General features: G+C 69.9%; 24 protein-coding genes and 2 pseudogenes. 11 read left to right on the top strand and 15 right to left on the bottom strand.

Going from position 1 to position 19,261, the window contains the following annotated elements:
• Positions 1-10 precede the first annotated feature (10 nt).
• Complete coding sequence (locus tag AC5DRG_RS30250; protein ID WP_491802615.1) at positions 11-376, top strand: YbjQ family protein; 366 nt, start codon at positions 11-13, stop codon at positions 374-376.
• Positions 377-422: 46 nt separating this feature from the next.
• Here AC5DRG_RS30250 and AC5DRG_RS30245 read toward each other — a convergent pair whose 3' ends face one another.
• Positions 423-1,190, bottom strand: a complete 768-nt coding sequence (locus tag AC5DRG_RS30245; protein ID WP_491802614.1) for a MerR family transcriptional regulator — start codon at positions 1,188-1,190, stop codon at positions 423-425.
• 121 nt (positions 1,191-1,311) lie between these two features.
• Between AC5DRG_RS30245 and AC5DRG_RS30240 the strand changes: the two genes are divergently transcribed.
• Positions 1,312-2,595, top strand: coding sequence for an ion channel protein (locus tag AC5DRG_RS30240; RefSeq protein WP_491802613.1), 1,284 nt, complete (start codon positions 1,312-1,314; stop codon positions 2,593-2,595).
• 26 nt (positions 2,596-2,621) lie between these two features.
• Positions 2,622-4,022, top strand: coding sequence for a glutamate decarboxylase (gene gad, locus AC5DRG_RS30235; protein WP_491802612.1), 1,401 nt, complete (start codon positions 2,622-2,624; stop codon positions 4,020-4,022).
• Between the two features lie 130 nt (positions 4,023-4,152).
• On the opposite strand, the gene AC5DRG_RS30230 is transcribed toward gad, so the two are convergent.
• The 4 genes from AC5DRG_RS30230 to AC5DRG_RS30215 form a co-directional block, all read right to left on the bottom strand.
• Positions 4,153-4,794, bottom strand: coding sequence for a PadR family transcriptional regulator (locus tag AC5DRG_RS30230; protein WP_491802611.1), 642 nt, complete (start codon positions 4,792-4,794; stop codon positions 4,153-4,155).
• A 24-nt stretch (positions 4,795-4,818) separates the two neighbouring features.
• Positions 4,819-5,367 (bottom strand): DinB family protein, encoded by a 549-nt coding sequence (locus tag AC5DRG_RS30225; protein ID WP_491802610.1) that lies wholly within the window; start codon positions 5,365-5,367, stop codon positions 4,819-4,821.
• Positions 5,368-5,498: 131 nt separating this feature from the next.
• Positions 5,499-6,959, bottom strand: a complete 1,461-nt coding sequence (locus AC5DRG_RS30220; protein ID WP_491802608.1) for an aldehyde dehydrogenase family protein — start codon at positions 6,957-6,959, stop codon at positions 5,499-5,501.
• Positions 6,960-7,105: 146 nt separating this feature from the next.
• Positions 7,106-7,942 carry a Sco1979 family transcriptional regulator gene (locus tag AC5DRG_RS30215; protein ID WP_491813202.1) on the bottom strand — a complete coding sequence of 279 codons (837 nt, stop codon included), beginning with the start codon at positions 7,940-7,942 and terminating at the stop codon, positions 7,106-7,108.
• A gap of 357 nt (positions 7,943-8,299) precedes the next feature.
• On the opposite strand from AC5DRG_RS30215, the gene AC5DRG_RS30210 reads away from it, so the two are divergent.
• A complete protein-coding gene (locus AC5DRG_RS30210; protein ID WP_491802607.1) occupies positions 8,300-8,779 on the top strand; it encodes an ATP-binding protein in 480 nt (159 codons plus the stop codon).
• 92 nt (positions 8,780-8,871) lie between these two features.
• Here AC5DRG_RS30210 and AC5DRG_RS30205 read toward each other — a convergent pair whose 3' ends face one another.
• The 9 genes and pseudogenes from AC5DRG_RS30205 to rpmG form a co-directional block, all read right to left on the bottom strand.
• Positions 8,872-9,144, bottom strand: a complete 273-nt coding sequence (locus tag AC5DRG_RS30205; protein ID WP_491802606.1) for a DUF397 domain-containing protein — start codon at positions 9,142-9,144, stop codon at positions 8,872-8,874.
• Between the two features lie 146 nt (positions 9,145-9,290).
• Complete coding sequence (locus AC5DRG_RS30200; protein ID WP_491802604.1) at positions 9,291-9,767, bottom strand: SRPBCC family protein; 477 nt, start codon at positions 9,765-9,767, stop codon at positions 9,291-9,293.
• A complete protein-coding gene (locus AC5DRG_RS30195; protein ID WP_491802603.1) occupies positions 9,764-10,162 on the bottom strand; it encodes an ArsR/SmtB family transcription factor in 399 nt (132 codons plus the stop codon). The genes AC5DRG_RS30200 and AC5DRG_RS30195 overlap by 4 nt, the downstream gene beginning before the upstream one ends.
• Positions 10,163-10,181: 19 nt before the next feature.
• On the bottom strand, positions 10,182-10,553 hold the full coding sequence (locus AC5DRG_RS30190) for a VOC family protein (RefSeq protein WP_491802602.1): 372 nt from the start codon (positions 10,551-10,553) through the stop codon (positions 10,182-10,184).
• 82 nt (positions 10,554-10,635) lie between these two features.
• Positions 10,636-10,869 carry a 30S ribosomal protein S18 gene (gene rpsR / locus AC5DRG_RS30185; protein ID WP_491802601.1) on the bottom strand — a complete coding sequence of 78 codons (234 nt, stop codon included), beginning with the start codon at positions 10,867-10,869 and terminating at the stop codon, positions 10,636-10,638.
• A 5-nt stretch (positions 10,870-10,874) separates the two neighbouring features.
• Positions 10,875-11,411: pseudogene (locus AC5DRG_RS30180) on the bottom strand (CobW C-terminal domain-containing protein); the annotation flags it as partial.
• Between the two features lie 576 nt (positions 11,412-11,987).
• Positions 11,988-12,617: pseudogene (locus tag AC5DRG_RS30175) on the bottom strand (GTP-binding protein); the annotation flags it as partial.
• 4 nt (positions 12,618-12,621) lie between these two features.
• The gene (locus tag AC5DRG_RS30170; protein WP_491802600.1) at positions 12,622-12,867 is read right to left on the bottom strand and encodes a type B 50S ribosomal protein L31; all 246 of its coding nucleotides are present in this window, start codon (positions 12,865-12,867) and stop codon (positions 12,622-12,624) included.
• Between the two features lie 8 nt (positions 12,868-12,875).
• A complete protein-coding gene (gene rpmG, locus AC5DRG_RS30165) occupies positions 12,876-13,040 on the bottom strand; it encodes a 50S ribosomal protein L33 (RefSeq protein ID WP_015658813.1) in 165 nt (54 codons plus the stop codon).
• Between the two features lie 62 nt (positions 13,041-13,102).
• Between rpmG and rpmB the strand changes: the two genes are divergently transcribed.
• From rpmB to AC5DRG_RS30145, 4 genes are all read left to right on the top strand, one after another.
• Positions 13,103-13,339 (top strand): 50S ribosomal protein L28, encoded by a 237-nt coding sequence (gene rpmB, locus AC5DRG_RS30160; RefSeq protein WP_491802599.1) that lies wholly within the window; start codon positions 13,103-13,105, stop codon positions 13,337-13,339.
• Positions 13,339-13,644 carry a 30S ribosomal protein S14 gene (gene rpsN, locus AC5DRG_RS30155; protein WP_491802598.1) on the top strand — a complete coding sequence of 102 codons (306 nt, stop codon included), beginning with the start codon at positions 13,339-13,341 and terminating at the stop codon, positions 13,642-13,644. Before rpmB ends, rpsN begins: the two co-directional genes overlap by 1 nt.
• Positions 13,645-13,733: 89 nt before the next feature.
• Positions 13,734-14,270 carry a hypothetical protein gene (locus AC5DRG_RS30150; protein ID WP_491802597.1) on the top strand — a complete coding sequence of 179 codons (537 nt, stop codon included), beginning with the start codon at positions 13,734-13,736 and terminating at the stop codon, positions 14,268-14,270.
• A 106-nt stretch (positions 14,271-14,376) separates the two neighbouring features.
• Positions 14,377-14,913 carry a DUF4232 domain-containing protein gene (locus AC5DRG_RS30145; RefSeq protein WP_491802596.1) on the top strand — a complete coding sequence of 179 codons (537 nt, stop codon included), beginning with the start codon at positions 14,377-14,379 and terminating at the stop codon, positions 14,911-14,913.
• Here the strand turns inward: AC5DRG_RS30145 and AC5DRG_RS30140 are convergent.
• Entirely contained in the window at positions 14,885-16,012 is a 1,128-nt protein-coding gene (locus AC5DRG_RS30140; RefSeq protein WP_491802595.1) for a DUF2786 domain-containing protein, read from the bottom strand. The genes AC5DRG_RS30145 and AC5DRG_RS30140 overlap by 29 nt on opposite strands.
• A 79-nt stretch (positions 16,013-16,091) precedes the next feature.
• On the opposite strand from AC5DRG_RS30140, the gene AC5DRG_RS30135 reads away from it, so the two are divergent.
• From AC5DRG_RS30135 to AC5DRG_RS30125, 3 genes are all read left to right on the top strand, one after another.
• Positions 16,092-16,715 (top strand): LysE family translocator, encoded by a 624-nt coding sequence (locus AC5DRG_RS30135; RefSeq protein ID WP_491802594.1) that lies wholly within the window; start codon positions 16,092-16,094, stop codon positions 16,713-16,715.
• A 73-nt stretch (positions 16,716-16,788) separates the two neighbouring features.
• Complete coding sequence (locus AC5DRG_RS30130; protein ID WP_491802593.1) at positions 16,789-17,523, top strand: Clp protease N-terminal domain-containing protein; 735 nt, start codon at positions 16,789-16,791, stop codon at positions 17,521-17,523.
• A 40-nt stretch (positions 17,524-17,563) separates the two neighbouring features.
• Positions 17,564-19,255: a bifunctional 3'-5' exonuclease/DNA polymerase gene (locus tag AC5DRG_RS30125; protein ID WP_491802592.1), complete on the top strand. Its 1,692-nt coding sequence runs from the start codon at positions 17,564-17,566 to the stop codon at positions 19,253-19,255.
• The last annotated feature ends 6 nt before the right edge of the window (positions 19,256-19,261 follow it).

Raw genomic sequence — 19,261 nt, 5'->3', positions numbered from 1 at the left:
GCTGTGAGCCATGGGAATCGAGGAGTACGGCGGAGGCCAGTGGCCTCAGGCGGATGTGTTGGTCGTCACCACGAACGACGTACCCGGGTACCGCGTCGAGCAGGTCATCGGCGAGGTGTTCGGGCTGACCGTGCGGTCCCGGCATCTCGGCAGTCAGATCGGCGCGGGGCTCAAGTCGATGATCGGCGGTGAGCTCAAGGGGCTCACCAAGACGCTGGTGGAGACCCGTAACCAGGCCATGGAGCGGCTGATCGAGCAGGCACGCGCGCGTGGGGCGAACGCGGTGCTGGCGTTCCGCTTCGACGTGACGGAGGCGGCGGACGTGGGCACCGAGGTGTGCGCGTACGGGACGGCCGTCGTGCTGGTCAAGGAGTAGCGCACGTCGGTAAGGGGCGCCTGCCCTTGCGCGGCGCCCCTTACCGTCAAACTCCCGGGGAGTGCCGGGCGGCGTTCGCTCCGATCGCGTCCCTCAAGTGCTCGGCGAGCCCTGGGCGCATGGAGTCGTAGAACTCCTTGAAGCGCTCGTCGGTGACGTACATCTCGGCCAGGCCCTGGTGGATCTCGTACGTGCACTCGTAGAACCACTTGGTGATGTGCCGCCGGTGTTCCTCGGCCAGGTCCATGGCCGCCTCGCCGGCCGGTGGCTCACCGGCGGCCATGAGGGCGTCGTAGCGCTCGCTCCAGGAGGCCACCTCGGCCTGCATGCGTTTCCAGTCGTCCTTGGTGTAGCGGGCGGCGCGGCGCTGTGACTCGGCGTATGTCTCGGTGCCGCCCCAGCGCTGTTCCGCCTCCTCGGCGTACTGCTCGGGGTCCTTGTCGCCGAAGACCTCGAACTTCTCCTCGGGCGTGAGGTTGATGCCCATTCTGCGTGCCTCCATGGCGTGTTCCACGGCCTCTGCCATCTTCTGCAGCTTCTCGATCCGGGCGGTCAGCAGGTCGTGCTGCCGGCGCAGGTGTGCGCGCGGGTCCGTGTCCGGGTCGTCGAGCAGGGCCGCGACCTCGTCGAGGGGGAAGCCGAGTTCCCGGTAGAACAGGATCCGCTGCAGCCGGTCGAGGTCGGCGTCGCTGTAGCGCCGGTGGCCCGCGTGGCTGCGCTCGCTCGGGACGAGCAGGCCGATGTCGTCGTAGTGGTGCAGGGTGCGCACCGTGACCGACGCGAAGCCGGCGACCTGTCCTACGGAGTAGCTCACTTCTCCCGCTCCCTTCTCGGTACGTCCTCCACGCTGAGGCCTCACGCGACGTGAGGTGCAAGCCCGCATCCGACCTGATCCTCGGGATGTCCTGTCCGTTTCGCCCCCTTATCGTGAGCACGTGGCCCAGGACACCGCGCAACCGGCACCCGCCGCTCCGGCGACTCCCGCGCGCGCGTTGCTGCCGCTGATCCTCCCCGCTCTCGTCGTAGGCGTGGGCGCGAGCCTGCTCTTCCTCGCGGTGAGCGGGCTGGCCGAGAGACTCCAGGACGTGTTGTGGCAGGACCTGCCGGATGCCTTGGGGGTCGGGCGGTATTCCGTGCTGTGGATGCTCGTCATGCTCACCGGTACGGGCGTTCTGGTGGGGCTCGTGGTGTGGAAGGTGCCTGGGCATGCCGGGCCCGACCCGGCCACCACCGGCCTTGACGCCCCCGTGCTGCCGCCCGCCGTGCTGCCGGGGCTGCTGCTGGCTACCGCGCTGATGCTCGCGGGCGGGCCGAGTCTGGGGCCGGAGAACCCGATCATCGCCGTGAACGTCGGGCTGGCCTTCTGGCTGGGGCGCCGGCTGCTCCCCCGTATGCCGGGCGGACTGTGGGCGGTGCTGGCGGAAGCCGCGACGATCGGGGCGCTGTTCGGTACGCCGGTGGCGGCGGCGCTGCTCATCTCCGAGGCGCTGGCCGGGCGGCAGCTCAAGGGGGCCCTGTGGGACAACGTCTTCGCGCCGCTCGTCGCGGCCGCGGTCGGCGCCCTGACGGCCACTCTGGTGGCCCATCCGACGTTCGACCTGGATCTGCCCCCGTTCGGCCGACCCGGCTGGGGCGATCTGTTGGCCGCGCTGGTGGTCGCTTCCGTGGCCGCGCTGCTCGGCATGTGCGCCGTTTACGTCTTCCCGTACGTCCATGGCGCCTTCGCCCGCCTCAAGCACCCGATGGTGGCGCTTCCGGTCGGTGGGCTCGTCCTGGGGCTCCTGGGGGCCCTGGGCGGCCATCTGACGCTCTTCAAGGGGCTGGACGAGGCCGAGGAGCTGGCGGGCGATCCCGACGGCTGGACGGCGGGCGAGTTCGCGACGATGACGGTGGTGAAACTGGCCGCGCTGCTCGTCGCCACCTCCTGCGGCTTCCGGGGCGGGCGGATCTTCCCGGCCGTCTTCGTCGGTACGGCGCTCGGTCTGTGCGCCCACGCGCTCGTGCCGGACGTCCATCCGGCGGTCGGTGTCGCCACGGGAGTGCTGGGCATGCTCCTCGCCATCACCCGGCACGGCTGGGTGAGCCTGTTCACCGCGGCCGTGCTGGTGGCCTCCCCCTCGATACTCGCCCTGCTCTGCATCGCGTCGCTGCCCGCCTGGCTGCTGGTGACGGGACGGCCGCAGATGCAGTTGCGCGCGGACGGAACCCCGGTCCGCTGAACTTCCCGATCAGGTAGGAGACTTCGATGCCGCTCCACAAAGGTCCCGACAAGCGCGACGAGCGCCCCGTGTCCGTCAACCCGTTCTTCGGGGAGGCCAATCCGGTCGGCGGGATGACCGAGGCCCCGCCCAAACACCGGCTGCCGGACGCGCCGCTCCCGCCGATGACGGCGTACCAGGTCGTCCACGACGAACTGATGCTGGACGGGAACTCGCGGCTGAACCTGGCCACGTTCGTCACCACGTGGATGGAGCCGCAGGCCGGCGTCCTGATGGCGGAGTGCCGGGACAAGAACATGATCGACAAGGACGAGTACCCGCGCACCGCCGAGCTGGAGCGGCGCTGTGTGGCGATGCTCGCCGATCTGTGGAACGCGCCCGATCCGGCGGCGGCCGTGGGCTGTTCGACGACCGGGTCGAGCGAGGCCTGCATGCTCGCCGGGATGGCGCTGAAACGCCGCTGGAGCAAGCGGAACACCACTCCCGGCGCCCGCCCGAACCTCGTCATGGGCGTCAACGTCCAGGTCTGCTGGGACAAGTTCTGCAACTTCTGGGAGGTGGAGGCCCGCCAAGTGCCCATGGAGGGCGACCGGTTCCACCTCGATCCGCAGGCCGCCGCCGAGCTGTGCGACGAGAACACCATCGGGGTCGTCGGCATCCTCGGCTCCACCTTCGACGGCTCCTACGAGCCCATCGCCGACCTGTGCGCGGCCCTGGACGCCCTCCAGGAGCGGACCGGCCTCGACATCCCGGTGCACGTGGACGGCGCGTCCGGCGCCATGGTCGCGCCCTTCCTCGACGAGGACCTGGTGTGGGACTTCCGCCTCGCGCGCGTGGCCTCGATCAACACCTCGGGGCACAAGTACGGGCTGGTCTACCCGGGCGTCGGCTGGGCGTTGTGGCGCGACAAGGAGGCGCTGCCCGAGGAGCTCGTCTTCCGCGTCAACTACCTGGGCGGCGACATGCCGACCTTCGCCCTCAACTTCTCGCGCCCCGGCGCCCAGGTCGTCGCGCAGTACTACACGTTCCTGCGGCTGGGCCGCGAGGGCTACCGGGCCGTGCAGCAGACCACCCGGGACGTGGCCGGCCGGCTCGCCAAGGGCGTGGAGGCGCTCGGCGACTTCCGGCTGCTGACCCGGGGCGACGAGCTGCCCGTCTTCGCCTTCACGACCGGGCCGGACGTGAGCGCGTACGACGTGTTCGACGTCTCCCGGCGGATGCGCGAGCGGGGCTGGCTGCTGCCCGCGTACACCTTCCCGCCGAACCGCGAGGACCTGTCCGTCCTGCGCGTCGTCTGCCGCAACGGCTTCTCGACCGACCTCGCCGAACTCTTCGTGGAGGACCTGGGCCGCCTGCTGCCCGAGCTGCGCAGGCAGCCGCATCCGATGACCCGGGACAAGGGGGCGGCCACGGGGTTCCATCACTAGGTCCGCCGCCCAGACGTCTCCCGGTTCGCCGCCCGGTTACGTCGTGGCCGGTGCGCTGGGGCAGGGGTCGAGCTATTCAAACTTGACTACTGCTCCAAAGCGACGCCCCTCGATGATTGGCCAAACTTGATTAGTCCGCGTCTCCCGGATGCCGCTCCCCCGTCGCGTACGGGTTCTCCTCGCCCTCGGCCAGGACGCCGACGAACGGCTCGCCCTCGCCGGCGAAGGTGTAGGCGCCGCCCTCGACCCGGCTGATCAGGCCCCGGGTCCACTCGGCCTCGGCGTCGGCGGTGTGGATCCAGAGGTTCATGATCTCGCCGATGTGGCCGAGCTGTTCGGGGCCGTCCTCGGGCACGTAGTGCTCGGTGACGGCCCCGCGCCACTCCTCGATCCGCCGGGTGCGCTCCTTGAGGAGGGCCACCGCCTCGGCCCTCGGCAGGTCCACGATGAAGCCGATGGCCGCCGACTTCACGTCCATCTTCTGGTCGTAGGAGGTCAGCGCCTCGCGCAGCAGCCGGAGGAACTCCTCGGTGCCCCAGTCGGTGATCTCGTACTCCGTGCGCGGCGGGCCGCCGGCCGTGGACGGGGCGATCTCGTGCGCGTGCAGCAGGCCCTGCTTCGCCATCTGCTTGAGCGCGTGATAGATCGAGCCGGGCTTGGCGTTGGACCACTCGTGCGCGCCCCAGTACTCCAGGTCGTTGCGCACCTGGTAGCCATGGGCCCGCCCGTGCTGGCGGACCGCGCCGAGCACGAGGAGACGGATCGCTGACATGGGGCCAGCGTAGGACCCTTGACGTCACCCCCAGCTCGTGCCCTGCTCCTTGGCGACCAGCTCGAAGGCGGTGGCGCCGTCCAGGGACTCCCGGATGATGTCGGCGTGACCGGCGTGCCGGGCGGTCTCGCGGATCAGGTGCAGACAGACCCAGCGCACGGACACGCGGCCCTCCGGCGGGAACCAGGGCTGGTCCGGGAGCGGGAAGGTGTCGTCCAGGCTCGGCACCGAGCGGACGTACGCCTCCGTCTCGGCGGCGACCTTCTCCCAGTACGCGAGCTGGGACTCGACACTCTCGCCCTCGACGAGCTGGAACGTCTCGTGCCAGTTGGTCTGGTCCCGCTGGATCGCCGGCGGCTCCTGCTTGGCCCGCGCGATCCAGCCCTGCTCGACCTCGGCGACATGCTTGAGCAGCCCCGACAGGGACAACTCGCTGGCGCTCGGCTTGCTCGCGGCCTGCTCGTCCGTGAGCCCGAGCAGGGCCCGGCGGATGCCGCCGCGCTGCTCCTCGATGAAGGAGAGCAGTGCTCCGCGCTCGTCGCCCTGGGCCTCTGCGGGAACGTGAGTGACCATGACCGGCCGCCTTTCGTCGGGTTCTTGCGGGGGTTTCCCCCTGACACCGACGAAGCTACGGGCCATTGAGGTCAGGTTCTGTCCTCAATGGCCCGCAGGAAAAACGTAGGGAAAAACTCCGTCCGGACCGTCTAGAACGGGAAGCCGCTGCGGCCGTGCTGCACCGAGATCCACTTCATCGTGGTGAAGGCGTCCAGCATCGTGTCGCCGTTCAGGCGGCCGATCCCCGAGCTCTTCTCGCCGCCGAAGGGGACGATCGGCTCGTCGTGGACGGTGCCGTCGTTGACGTGGAACATGCCGGTGTCGGCCTTCTTGGCGAAGTTCACGCCGCGCTCGATGTCACCGGTGTGGACGGCGCCGCTCAGGCCGTACGAGGTGTCGTTGACGATGCGGACCGCCTCCTCCTCGCCGTCGAAGGGGATGAGGAAGGCGACCGGGCCGAAGACCTCCTGCCGGAGCAGGGCCGAGCCGGCGGGGACGTCCGTGAGGACCGAGGGTGCCACCAGGTTGTCCGTCGTCGTGCCGTGCACCAGGGCCGTCGCGCCCTCGGCGATCGCCTGCTCGACGACGCCCGAAATGGCGTCCGCCTGCGAGGAGTTGATCACCGGGCCGATGACGGTCTGCGGGTCGCGCGGGTCGCCCACCTTGAGGGTCTTGACCTTGGCGACGAACTTCTCGGTGAACTCGTCCGCGATCGAGCGGTCCACCAGGACGCGGTTGGCGGCCATGCAGACCTGGCCCTGATGGACGTACCGGCTGAAGACCGCCGCGTCGACCGCGTAGTCGATGTCGGCGTCGTCGAGGACCACCAGGGCGCTGTTGCCGCCCAGTTCGAGGATCGAGCGCTTGAAGTTGGAGGCGCAGACGGTGGCGACGTGGCGGCCGACCTTGTCGGAGCCGGTGAAGGAGATGACCTTCGGGATCGGGTGCTCGATGAAGGCGTCGCCGATCTCCGCGATGTCGGTGATGACGACGTTGAGGAGACCGGCGGGCAGGCCCGCGTCCTCGAAGATCTTCGCGACCAGGGAACCGCCGACGATCGGGGTGTTCTGGTGCGGCTTCAGTACGACGGCGTTGCCGAGCGCCAGCGCCGGGGCGACCGACTTGATCGACAGGAGGAGGGGGAAGTTGAAGGGGCTGATCACGCCGACGACGCCGACCGGGACGCGGTAGACGCGGTTCTCCTTGCCGTCGATCGGCGAGGGGATGATCTTGCCCTCGGGGCGCAGCGCCAGGTTGATCGCCTCGCGCAGGAACTCCTTGACGAGGTGGAGTTCGAAGCCCGCCTTGAGGCGCGTGCCGCCGAGCTCGGCGATGATCACCTCGGAGATCTCCTGCTCGCGGTCCTCTATGAGGCGCAGGGCCCTCTCGAAGACGCCGCGGCGGGCGTACGGGTTGGTCGCGGCCCATTCCTTCTGGGCGCGGGCGGCGGCCTTGTAGGCGTCGTCCACCTCGTCGATCGTGGCGATGGTGATCGACGCGAGCTTCTCACCGTCGTACGGGTTGAAGTCGATGATGTCCCAGGAGCCTGTGCCCGGGCGCCACTCACCGTCGATGTACTGCTGGGCAAGGTCGGTGAAGTAGGACGTCATGTGATCCCTCAATCCCTTACTGCCGAAACAGACGAAGCAGACACCTGATCGACTTCACGGTCTGATCACAAGTCATCGTACTTGTGTTTCAAGGGAGTTGAAGGCGCACCCCGGTCACGCGAGGGATTTCCCTAAGGCAGTTGGATCTAGGAGAGCTGGAGCAGTCCGCGGAGCAGGTCACGGCTCTCGGCCGGCCCGGGGCTGTCCTGTTGCAGCTCCTTCAGCGCCTTCTCGTACTGGGCCACGTCCTCGGCCTTGTCCAGATACAGCGCACTGGTCAGCTGCTCCAGGTAGACCACGTCCGAAAGATCGGACTCGGGGAAGCTGAGGATGGTGAAGGCGCCGCTCTCGCCGGAGTGGCCGCCGAAGCTGAACGGCATGATCTGCAGCCGTACGTTGGGCCGCTCGGAGATCTCGATCAGGTGCTGGAGCTGACCGCGCATCACCTCGCGGTCGCCGTAGGGGCGGCGCAGGGACGCCTCGTCGAGGACGATGTGGAAGTCGGGGGCGTTCGCGGCCAGGAGGTACTTCTGCCGCTCCAGGCGCAGCGCGATCCGCCGTTCGATGTCGGCCGGGCTCGCGCCCTTCATGCCACGGCGTACGACCGCGCGCGCGTACGCCTCGGTCTGCAACAGGCCGTGCACGAACTGCACTTCGTACGCGCGGATCAGGGCGGCCGCGCCCTCCAGGCCCACATAGGTGGGGAACCAGCTGGGCAGAACATCCGAGTAACTGTGCCACCAGCCCGCGACGTTGGCTTCCTTAGCGAGGGAGAGGAGTGAGGTGCGCTCCGCCTCGTCCGTGATGCCGTACAACGTCAGCAGATCCTCGACATCCCTCGTCTTGAAGCTCACCCGTCCCAGCTCCATACGGCTGATCTTCGACTCCGAGGCGCGGATGGAGTACCCCGCCGCCTCTCGTGTGACCCCGCGTGCTTCACGCAGTCGCCTGAGTTGCGAGCCGAGCAGCATGCGCCGCACCACCGATCCTGGCTCTCCCGCGCTCACGTTCGCCAGCCTCCCCAACGTCTTCAGGGGCCGAAGTCTGCCACTAAAACACTCCGAGCAGTACTCGTCCGATTACAGAGATGGAAAGACGCCAAAGTTTTCTCACAGGACCGGGTGCCAGAAGGCAAGTACTGGGCGAGAAGATGGCGGAAAAAATGACCAAGAAGCGGTACGGGAGGGTCCAATTCGGTCGCGTGCACGTGCATCTGCCCTTGCATCTGCCGTGGTCATCGGAAACCATGGTCTCGCGCCACCGCTGCATCGCAACCTCTGCTGCATCGCATCGACCGCGAATTCCCGGGAGTGCCTCGCATGGGGACGAATGGATCGACCATGCTCGAGCCGTTACGGCAGGGCCTTCCGCCGCTGGATCCCGCGGCCGTGTCCAACGCCGCCTCCTGCGCTCTGCCCGCCCGCCTCGAAGCGGTGCGCGAGGCACGGCAGTTCACCCGTAGAACGCTCGACCAGTGGGACATAGGCGACCGCTTCGACGACGTCGGTCTGGTCGTCTCCGAACTGGTCACCAACGCTCTGCGGCACGCCCTGCCGGGCAACGCGCCATGCAACGGCCAGCAGAACCCGCCCGTGCGGCTGCATCTGATGCGGTGGACCGAGCGGCTGGTGTGCGCGGTGCGCGACCCCAGTCACGACAGTCCCGTCGCGCGCGAATCGGACGAGGACTTCTCGGCGGAGTCGGGCCGCGGCCTGTTCCTCGTCGACTCCTTCAGCGACGGCTGGGGCTGGCACCCGCTGGCCGGCACGCTCAACGGCAAGGTGGTCTGGGCGCTGTTCAGGCTCCAGCCCGGCGAATGAGGAACCGCGGCGTCCTTTGGCGCCGCGGTTCTACGCGCGTTACGGCGAGTTAGGTGCCGATTGCCCCGAGTTGCCCCGGGCTCAGGTGGGCGTCAACCCACTATCAGGTGATCGAACTCGCCGTCCTTGATGCCCAGCAGCATCGCCTCGATCTCCGCGCGCGTGTAGACGAGCGCGGGACCGTCGGGGAAGCGGGAGTTGCGCACCGCCACCTCCCCGCCCGGCAGCCGGGCGAACTCCACGCAGGATCCCTGCGAGTTACTGTGCCTGCTCTTCTGCCACGCCACTCCGTTCAGCCGCGTGGCAGTCATGCCGTTATGCACGTCGGCGTGCCCCACGTACACGCCGTCAACGTCGTGGTCCACAGGTCGCTCCCCGGTGGTGCACTGGCTGGTGTGGCCATTGGTGCATTGGTCAACTGATCCGGATCATAACCCTGTTCATGTGCAGATGCATGGGCAGATGCACGTGCACGCGGGGTGGTCCTGCGGTTACAGCTTTGACGACCGATTCACCGAAGTCGTTCCAGCGTGTGCCCCAGAGCTCGCAGAACATGCGACCTCCAGCCCCCGTCCATGATCTTCCGCGCCATCAGCTGCGCCGGGTCGTCCGGATCGAATCCCTCATGCACTAGGAAGAGACGCGTTCCACGGCCCTCATGTTCCAACGTCCACGTGATGGTCCAGTCCGTGGGATTGGCCGGATCCTTGTCGGTCCACTGGACACGCAGCATCCGCTCGACGTCATAGGCGAGAACCCGCACGTCAACGGTGCCGGAGAAGTTCGCGTTGGGGCGCGGTACGGCGGTCACGGTATAGCGGTACCCCACTTCGAGCCGGAAGTGCTCGGACCCCTGCATCTGCCACTGCACGAGCAGATTGGGGTCGGTGAGGGCGCGCCAGACCTTCGCGGGCGGGTGCGGGAAGAACTGGTCGACGCGGATGGTGGTGAGGTCGTCGTCGGGCTCGGGTGCGGGTGCGGTGCTCATGTCTCTTCATCGCGCGGGGCGCGGTCTTCGTCACGGTCGGGCATGCGGTCGAGGAGTTCACCGAGGCCCTTGAGCCGCTCGCGCCAGAACCGCTCGTAGGGATGCAGCCAGTCCTGTACGTCGGCGAGCGGTGCCGCTTCGAGGCGGTAGATGCGCTGCCGGCCCGACCGCTGCTCGGAGACCAGGCCGGCGTCACGGAGCACCTTGAGGTGCTCGGAGAGACTGGGGCGGCGCATGTCGAAGTGGTCGGCCAGGACCTGGACCGGCTGGGGCCCCTCGTCGCGCAGCAGCCGGAGCACCTCACGCCGGGTGGCGTTGGCGAGCGCGGCGAAGAGGCGGTCCTCCCGAGCCCCGTCAGCTTCGGCCCGGGTCGCGCCCGTCTCGGTCGTGGCCATACCCGCCCTTCCCAGTGCCCTAGTGCTGAGCCTCCGTGAGCAGCATCAGACCGTTGCCGTCGGGGTCCCGGAATGCGGCCATCCGGCCCCAGGGGAGGTCGTCGGGACCGTCGACGGGAACTCCCGCCTCGGCCAGCCGCGCACAGTCGGCGTCGACATCGGTCGTGAGCAACATGATCCCCCGGGTCGAGCCGGGCACGAAATCTCCCATCCCCGGCCCGGAGAGCGTGAAGACGGTCTGCGCCCCCTTGGGTGCGACCTGGAGCCAGCGCCCCGGCGGCATGTCCAGGTGGGCGGTGACCTCGAAGCCCAGCACCTCCGTGTAGAAGCGCAGGGCCCGGTCCTGGTCGGTGACGGGGAGGGTGACGAAGGAGGCGTGAGTGATGTCCATGGAGGCGATGATAGGTAGGGGATTTCCTACGCGTCAACCGTAGGGAATCCCCTACCCATCAAGCCCTGTCAAGCGGGCGCGCTCAGCGGCTGGAGTACGGCAGCAGCGCCATCTCCCGCGCGTTCTTGATCGCGCGGGCCAGCTGCCGCTGCTGCTGGGCCGTCACGCGAGTGACCCGGCGGCTGCGGATCTTGCCGCGGTCGGAGATGAATTTCCGCAGCAGGTCGGTGTCCTTGTAGTCGACGTACGTGATCTTGGCCTGGTCCAGCGGGTTGGGGCGGGACTTGGCAGGCTTGCGTTCGGGCTTGCGGGCCATGCGGGTCAGACCTCCAGGAGGGTGTCGAAGGCGGGCGGCAGCCGCTTCCAGGCGGCGCGGCCGGCGGCGTACTCGGCGTCGGTCAACAGGCAGGACTCCAGGAGCCGTTCGAGCCCGTCGCGGTCGAGGCCGGGGGAAGTGAAGACGAGGTGCTGGCAGCAGTCGCCGTGCTCCGGGTGCCAGTCGAGGGCGGCGGCGGCCCGGCGTATCGGCGGAACCATCTCCCAGGCCGCGTCCGGCAACGAGGCCATCCACGGACCCGCGCTCTCCACGCACAACGCCCCACCCGCCGCGTCCCAGTGGAGCAACGTGTCCGGCTTGTCGGCGAGCCAGAAACGGCCCCGGCTACGAGCGGCGGCGCAGGTGAGGTCTTCGAGAGCCTCGTAGAGCCGCTCCGGATGGAAGGGCCGGCACCGGTGCCAGACGAACGTGGCCACCCCGTGCGCGTCCGCCTCGGCGGGCAGCAACGCGCACGCCGGGTGCTGGGCAGCGGCGGCCGCCTCGACGTCGAAACCGGCGAGGGCGGCCTCGGCGAGGGCGGAGGGCCTCCGGCCGGGACGCGGGTGACCGGGCCGGCCTCCCGCCCACTGCCACGGGTCGAAGCCGTCGGGCGCCTGCCCCGGGCGGGCACCGTCGGCCCCCAACTCCGGGCCGGGGCTGCCGGTCGCCCGCCAGGGGCCGAAGGCATCGGGCACCTGCCCCAAGCCAGCACCGCCGCCTGCCGACTCCGGGTTTGGGCTGTCGGTCGCCCGCCAGGGCTCGAAGGCCTGGGGCGCCTGCCCCAAGCCAGCACCGCCGCCCGCCAACTCCCGGTCGGGGCTGCCGGTCGCCCGCCAGGGGCCGAAGGCATCGGGCACCTGCCCCGAGCCAGCACCGCCGCCTGCCGACTCCGGGACGAGGCCGTTGGACGCCCACTCTGATCCCACACCGTCGTCTGCCGACCCAGGGGCCGAGCCGCCAGTCGCCCGCCCCAAGTCAGCGCCCTCGCCCGACGCCCCCAGGTCGAGGCCATTGGGCGCCCGCTCTGATCCGGCGCCTTCACCGGCCGCCCCCGCGTCGGGGCCGCCGATCGTCCGCCGCGCGTCGAAGCCGTCCGCCGCCGGGCCAGGCATGCCGGATGCGCCCGCCAAGTCTCCCAGGTGGCCGTCCTCGATAGGGACTTGACGGGCCGTCGGATGCAGTTGGGCAAGCAGCTCGCGGTCCTCGTCATCGGCCTCCGGGGACGAAGCGACGGCCAGCACAGGGGCGTACTCCAGTTGGCGGGCGAACGTGTCCGCGACCGTGCGCTGGTCGGTGGCCGCGGCGGCGAGGCCGCGTTCCGCGAGGTCGTCGCCGTTGCCGAGGTAGGGCAGGAGGAGTGCCGGGTCTACGGCCGTGATCACGCCGGTGACCGTCAAGCCGCCGGCCGTGATCACCTCGGCCATCGCCTTTGGTTCGACAGAGTCCCATAGTTCGACGATCGCCAGCCGGGTCAGGGCCGCGTCCGCGAGGCGTCGTAGTTCCGGCACCAGGTCTTCACGCAGCGCGCAGCACGCGCAGTCGTTGACCAGGGGTGTTTCGCCGGCGGAAAGGATTCCCGTCGCGTCGCGGACCGTTCGTACGACCGTGCCCGCCGCGGCCGTCGACAGGTCGTGGTGGAGTACGACGCTGCCGGGCACGTCGGCGAGCAGGCGTGCGACGGTCGCCTTGCGGGCGTCGGCGTGCAGGCCGGCGACGATCACGACGGGGAGTCCAGAAGACTCAGCCACAGAACTAGGCCTTTCCGTACCGGCGTTCGAAGCGCTCGACGCGTCCGGCGGTGTCCAGGACTCGGGCGGTGCCCGTGTAGAAGGGGTGGCTGACGTCCGAGATCTCGACGTCCACGACCGGGTACGTGTTGCCGTCCTCCCACTCGATCGTCTTCGTGCTCGTCATCGTCGAGCGGGTGAGGAAGGCGTAGTCGGCGGCGCGGTCCCGGAAGACGACGGGGCCGTAGGACGGGTGGATTCCCTTGCGCATGGTGGTGGTCAGCGCTCCTCTCGGAAGTCGACGTGGCGGCCGGCGACCGGGTCGTACTTGCGGAGGGTCATACGGTCCGGGTCGTTGCGGCGGTTCTTGCGGGTGACGTAGGTGAAGCCGGTCCCCGCCGTGGACCGGAGCTTGATGACCGGGCGGAGTTCGTTGCGTGCCATGCTGGTATCTTACTGAAAATGACTTCCATTTGCATCACCCCATCGAGAGAGGTGCGTCACCCTTGTCCGCCCACTGCATGCTGACCGGGGCCCAACCCCGCTTCGGCAACAACATCTCCCACTCGCACCGGCGCACGTCCCGCCGTTTCGACCCCAACATCCAGTCCAAGCGCTTCTGGCTGCCGAGCGAGGGCCGGTACGTACGGCTGCGGCTGAGCGCCAGAGGGATCAAGACCGTCGACGTGATCGGCGTAGAAGCGGCTGTGGCGCGGATCCGCGCCCGGGTGGTGCGGGTCTGATGGCGAAGAAGAGCAAGATCGTGAAGAACGAGCAGCGGCAGGAGATCGTCGCCCGATACGCCGCACGGCGGGCCGAGCTGAAGGAGATCCTCCGGCGGCCCTCCTCGACGGAGGCCGAACGGCTCGCCGCCCAGCGGGAGTTGCGCAGTCAGCCGCGGGACGCGAGCGCCACGCGCGTGCGCAACCGCGACCAGGTGGACGGGCGGCCCCGTGGCTACTTCAGGGCGTTCGGGCTGTCCCGGGTGGGGCTGCGTGAGCAGGCGCATGCCGGGTACTTGCCGGGAGTTCGTAAGTCGTCCTGGTAGTCGTCTGGGAAGGCTCCTGGGAAGTGCTGGTAGCTTGCCGAGGTCCTTCACGACGGGGCCGACGACCGGCTACAGCTTGGGAGCTTGCAGTGACTACGGTGACGTACTCGCGTCCGTTGCGGATCGCGGCGGCGGCCGCGGGGCTCGTGGGCGCGCTCGTGCTGACCGCATGCAGCGGTGACGGCGATTCCAGCTCCGATTCCACGGGCAGTTCCTCGTCCGGTGGGAGTGCGTCGGCGAGCGCGAGCGCCTCCGCGAGCGCTTCCGCCGACACGGGCGGTGGCAGCGGTGGCGTGACCGCCGCGTCCGACGAGCTGGTGGGGAGCTGGCTCGCCACGACCGACGGCAAGGCCGTGGCGCTGGTGATCACCGGCAAGGACGCCGGGCTCTTCTCGACGGGCGGGACCGTGTGCAGCGGTACGGCGGGCAAGGAGGCGGGCATGCGGATGATCCACCTCACGTGCACGGACGGCAGCAAGGACCGCAAGACCGGGATGGTCTCCTCCGTCGACAAGACGTCGCTGAAGGTGAGTTGGTCGGGCGGCGACATCGGCGAGGAGACGTACACCAAGGCGGAGGGCGGGAAGCTGCCGTCCGGGCTGCCCACGGCGACTCTGGGTTCGTAACCGTCGTAGCCCTCGGAACCTCGGAGCTGTGGAGGGTCGGGCAACCGGGTCACAGTTCCGTGCGTGATGATCCATGAGCATCGTCACGATCCCAGGGGACCCACTCATGCGCGCCATTCCGATCACCGTCACCGCCCTCGCCGCGGCCCTCCTCCTGACCAGCTGCAGTGATGGCGGTGACGGTGGTGACCAGAGCAGCGACAGCACAGCCGGCTCGGGCGGCACCGTCTGCTCGATCGACCAGTTCGACACGCAGGTCGCCGCCGGCGCCGCCCCGGCCGCCGGAGACACGGGCAACGTCACCGTCACCCTCACCAACAGCGGCTCCGAGTGCACGATCGAGGGCTTCCCCGGCATCGATCTGAACGCCGCGGACACGTCGACCTCCGTCTCGCCGGAGGAGGGCGCCAAGTCCCGGAAGCTGACCCTGACCAAGGACGCCATCGCCACCTTCACCATCACGTACGTGCGGGGCGAGGCCGGTGGCGAGGCGAGCCTTGACGTGAAGTCGTTCAACGTCGCCCTGCCGGGTGGCGGTGAGGACAAGAATTTCAAGTGGTCCTACGGGCCGGTCCAGACGGAGGACGGCAACCAGGGTGCCGCGAACGCCTCGGTCAGCGCCTTCGCCCAGGCCGGGGACTGACGCCCCTGCGGCCGGCGACCTGCGCGCGTTCCGCGGCCTCCCATCCCTCCGTCCAGCCCGCCTCGTCGTTCACGCCGCGCAGGCGGGTCGTGGTGGTGTCCGGGAACATGGTGTCCAGGCGGTCGGTGACCGCGACGTCGCGGGTGGCGAGGACCGGGAGCAGGTCCGCGGTCACCTGGGTCTCGGCGGCCGTCGTGAGGCGGGTGCCGATGCGGTGGGCGTAGGCCGCGAGGAAGGACTGCCGGAACGACTTGGTCCGCTTGCGTCCGCCCGCGCGCTGGGCCGCCTCCGCCTTCGTCATCGCGGTCGTGGCCTGCACGAGGAGCGAGGTGTAGAGAAGTTCGACCGACTCCAGGTCGGGTTCGAAGCCGACGACGGTGGAGAAGGCGAGGGGTTCGTTCCACACGGCGCGGCAGTGGTTGGCGGTGGCGACGGCGTCCAGCAGCACCGCCTTGGCCTGCTCGTACGGCGGCTCGACCCCGATACGGCAGGCGCCGGGCGCGTCCTTCGACGGTGAACCGGCGGCCAGCAGCGCCTCGTCGACGCTGTGCCGTGCCATCAGCTCCTGCGCCTTGGCGCTCAGCGCCTCCGCCTCCTCCGGGAACCCGGTCGCCTCCGCCTTCGCGAGCAGCGCGCGGATCCGGGTGAGCATGCGGGACTCCGGCCGCCGGTCCTGCCGTACCGGCTCGTCCAGCGGCTCCAGCGCGGGCAGGCGCAGCAGCAGGCGGTACAGCTCCAGGACCGTGGTGGCGTGCGAGAAGCGGTCGGTGGCGGGCGGGGCCTCGGCGGGCAGTTCGTCGAGCTGGGCGCTCCAGCGGGGGCCGCGCGGGCGGTCCTGCGGCACCTGCGCGCGGATCAGGGCCGCTACGAGGCGTACGTGTACGTCGTCCAGGTCGCGCCGCACGATGCGTACGACGTCCGCCGGCTGCCAGCCACGGCGCCACGCGGCCGCCACGAACTCCTCGCCCCGCCGCGCGAGTTCGGCGTCGGCCGAGGGGTCGGCCGCGAGGAGGGAGGCTCCCGTGTCGAGGGCGTCGTGGGTGTCGTCGTAGAGGGTGGCCTGGAAGGCTCGTTCGACGGTGCTGGTCGTGCTGCTCACGCGTCGATCGTGTCATGGGGCGTCTCACTCCCCGAAAATCGGTCGCTCCCCGGCCGGGGTGGCTTCGAGCATGGCCCGCATGGTGGACATGTCTCTGTACGCGGCGTTCCTCGTCGCCGCCTTCGCGCTCTGTGTCACTCCCGGTCCCGACATGATGTTCATCGTGGCGATGGGCGGACGGGGCGGACCCGCCACGGGGGTGATGGCGGCGTTCGGGGTGGCCTGCGCGATGTTCGTGCACACGGTCGCCGCGGCGCTCGGGCTGTCGGCGCTGTTCCTGGCCCTGCCGACGCTGTATCACGTGCTGCGCTGGGTTGGCGCGGCGTATCTGCTGTACCTCGCGGTGAAGGCGTTCCGGGACCGTTCGCCGGTGGGCGAGGGGACGGTGTCGGGGTCGGGGATGCGGCGGGCCTTCTGGCAGGGGGCCGTGACCAATCTGCTCAATCCCAAGGTGATCCTCTTCAACGTCGCCTTCCTGCCGCAGTTCGTGGATCCCGGCCTTGGGCATGTGCCGGGGCAGTTCCTGGTGCTCGGGGTCACGATCGTGGTGATGGGCTTCGCAGTCGACGGTTCGATCGGGCTGCTGTCCGGGAAGCTCGCCGCCCTGCTGCGGCGCAGCCGGCGGGTGGCTCGGGGACTCAACATCTTCAGCGGGACGGTGTTCACGGGGCTGGCGGTGCGGCTGGCGGTGACGCCGAAGTAGGCACGTGCGCGTGGAGGGCTTTTGGTGTCAACCAAGGGTTGACGGCTAACGGGTGTCAACCTACGGTTGACGCATGACGACGAACCCCAACATCACGTCATCCGTACGCCTCGACGACCTCATCGCGGCCATCAAGACGGTTCACCCCGAGCCACTCGACCAGCTCCAGGACGCGGTGATCGCGGCGGACCACCTCGGCGAGGTGGCCGACCATCTGATCGGCCACTTCGTGGACCAGGCCCGCCGCTCGGGGGCCTCCTGGACCGACATCGGCAAGAGCATGGGCGTCACCCGGCAGGCCGCGCAGAAGCGCTTCGTGCCGAAGGAGTCCGCCGACCTCGACCCCAGCCAGGGCTTCGGCCGCTACACCACGCGCGCCCGCAACGTGGTGATGGCCGCCCACAACGAGGCCATCGCCGCCCGCAACACCGAGGGCCGCCCCGAGCACCTCGTCCTCGGCCTGCTCGCCGAACCGGAGGGCCTGGCCGCCAAGGCGATCACCGCGCAGGGCGTCCTCCTCGACACCGTGCGACAGGCCGCCACCGCCGCCCTGCCGCCGGCCGCCGAGGAGACACCGGAGCTCGTCCCCTACGGCTCCGACGCCAAGAAGGTCCTCGAACTCACCTTCCGCGAGGCCCTGCGCCTCGGCCACAACTACATCGGCACCGAGCACATCCTGCTGGCCCTGCTGGAGTTCGAGAACGGCGAGGGGGTGCTCTCGGGCCTGGGCGTCACCAAGCCGGCGGTGGAGGAGAACATCACGGCGGTGCTCGCCAAGATCTCGGTGAAGTTCGACGGGCAGAGCTGAGCCGAGGCCGTTGTCAGACCCTCCTGCCACACTCGCAGACATGGCCGACCGCTGGGCTCTCGCTCCGGCCGAGGACGGTGGCGTGGAGATCGCCCCCCTCGGTGCCGACGGGCTGCCCTCGGGGCCGGTGGTGCGGGAGGCGGACCTCGCGGAGGCGGTGCGCGGCCGGCCCGACGTCGCGCGGTGGGTCTGGCGGTCCACCCCCGAGGTCTATCCGCGGCTGCTCGCCACGGGGGTGCGAGTGGAGCGGTGCTACGACATCGAGGACGCGGAGACGCTCCTGCTCGGCCATGAGGGGCGGTCCGGCGAACCCCGCTCGGCGGCCGCCGCCCTGGCCCGGCTGCGGGGCGGCCCCGTACCACCCGACCCGCCCCAGCGGTCCGCCGAACCCGGCTCGCAGTCCTCGCTCTTCGAGCCCCAGGGCGTCCACCTGCCCCTCACCGACCTCGTCGCGGTCTACGCCGAGCAGCAGCGCCGGCACGAGGCGACCGCACACCCCGACCGAATGCGGCTGCTCACGGCGGTCGAGTCGGCGGGGATGCTGGTGGCCGCCGAGATGAACCGCTCTGGCCTGCCGTGGAGCGCTGACGTCCACCGCGAGGTGCTGCACGAACTGCTCGGCGACCGGTACGCGGGCGGTGGCGAGCCCCGCCGCCTGGCCGAGCTCGCCGACGAGGTGTCCGCCGCGTTCGGGCGCCGGGTGCGGCCCGATCTGCCCGCCGACGTCATCAAGGCCTTCGCCCAGGCCGGGATCAAGGTCACCTCGACCCGCCGCTGGGAGATCGAGTCCCTCGACCACCCGGCCGTGAAGCCGCTGGTCGAGTACAAGAAGCTGTACCGGATCTGGGTCGCGCACGGCTGGTCCTGGCTCCAGGACTGGGTGCGGGACGGGCGGTTCCGGCCGGAGTTCCAGGCGGGCGGGACGGTCACCGGCCGCTGGGTCACCAACGGCGGGGGCGCCCTGCAGATCCCCAAGGTGATCCGGCGTGCCGTGGTCGCCGACCCCGGCTGGCGACTCGTCGTCGCCGACGCCGACCAGATGGAGCCGCGCGTACTGGCGGCCATCTCACGCGACCCCGGGCTCATGGAGGTCGCCGGGCGGGAGAGCGACCTGTACCAGTCGGTCTCAGACCGCGCCTTCTCCGGCGACCGCGCCCAGGCCAAGCTCGCGGTGCTGGGCGCGGTCTACGGCCAGACGTCCGGCGACGGGCTCAAGAACCTCGCCGCGCTCAGACGCCGTTTCCCCAAGGCCGTCGCGTACGTCGACGACGCGGCCCGGGCCGGTGAGGAGGGGCGGCTCGTGCGGACATGGCTGGGGCGGACCTGCCCTCCGGCGGCGGGGCAGACCGGCGACGCGACCGAGGAGGCCGGCATTCCGCAGGACGACCCGGTGGAGGCGTCCGGCGGAGACGGGTGGGTGCCGGGGTACGCCTCCACCAACTCCCGGGCCCGCGGCCGCTTCGCCCGTAACTTCGTCGTCCAGGGCAGCGCCGCCGACTGGGCGCTGCTGCTGCTCGCGGCGCTGCGGCAGAGCTGTGCGGACCTGGCGGCCGAGCTGGTGTTCTTCCAGCACGACGAGGTGATCGTGCACTGTCCCGAGGAGGAGGCCGAGACGGTCGTGGCGGCGATCCGGGAGGCGTCGGAGCTGGCGGGGCGGCTGACGTTCGGTAAGACGCCGGTGCGGTTCCCGTTCAGTACGGCGGTGGTGGAGTGCTACGCGGACGCGAAGTGAGGGGGA

The sequence above is a fragment of the Streptomyces sp. JLBG701 genome (genome assembly GCF_058544905.1).
Note: the sequence above shows the minus strand (reverse complement) of the source record. Positions and strands in the feature narration are given on the sequence as shown.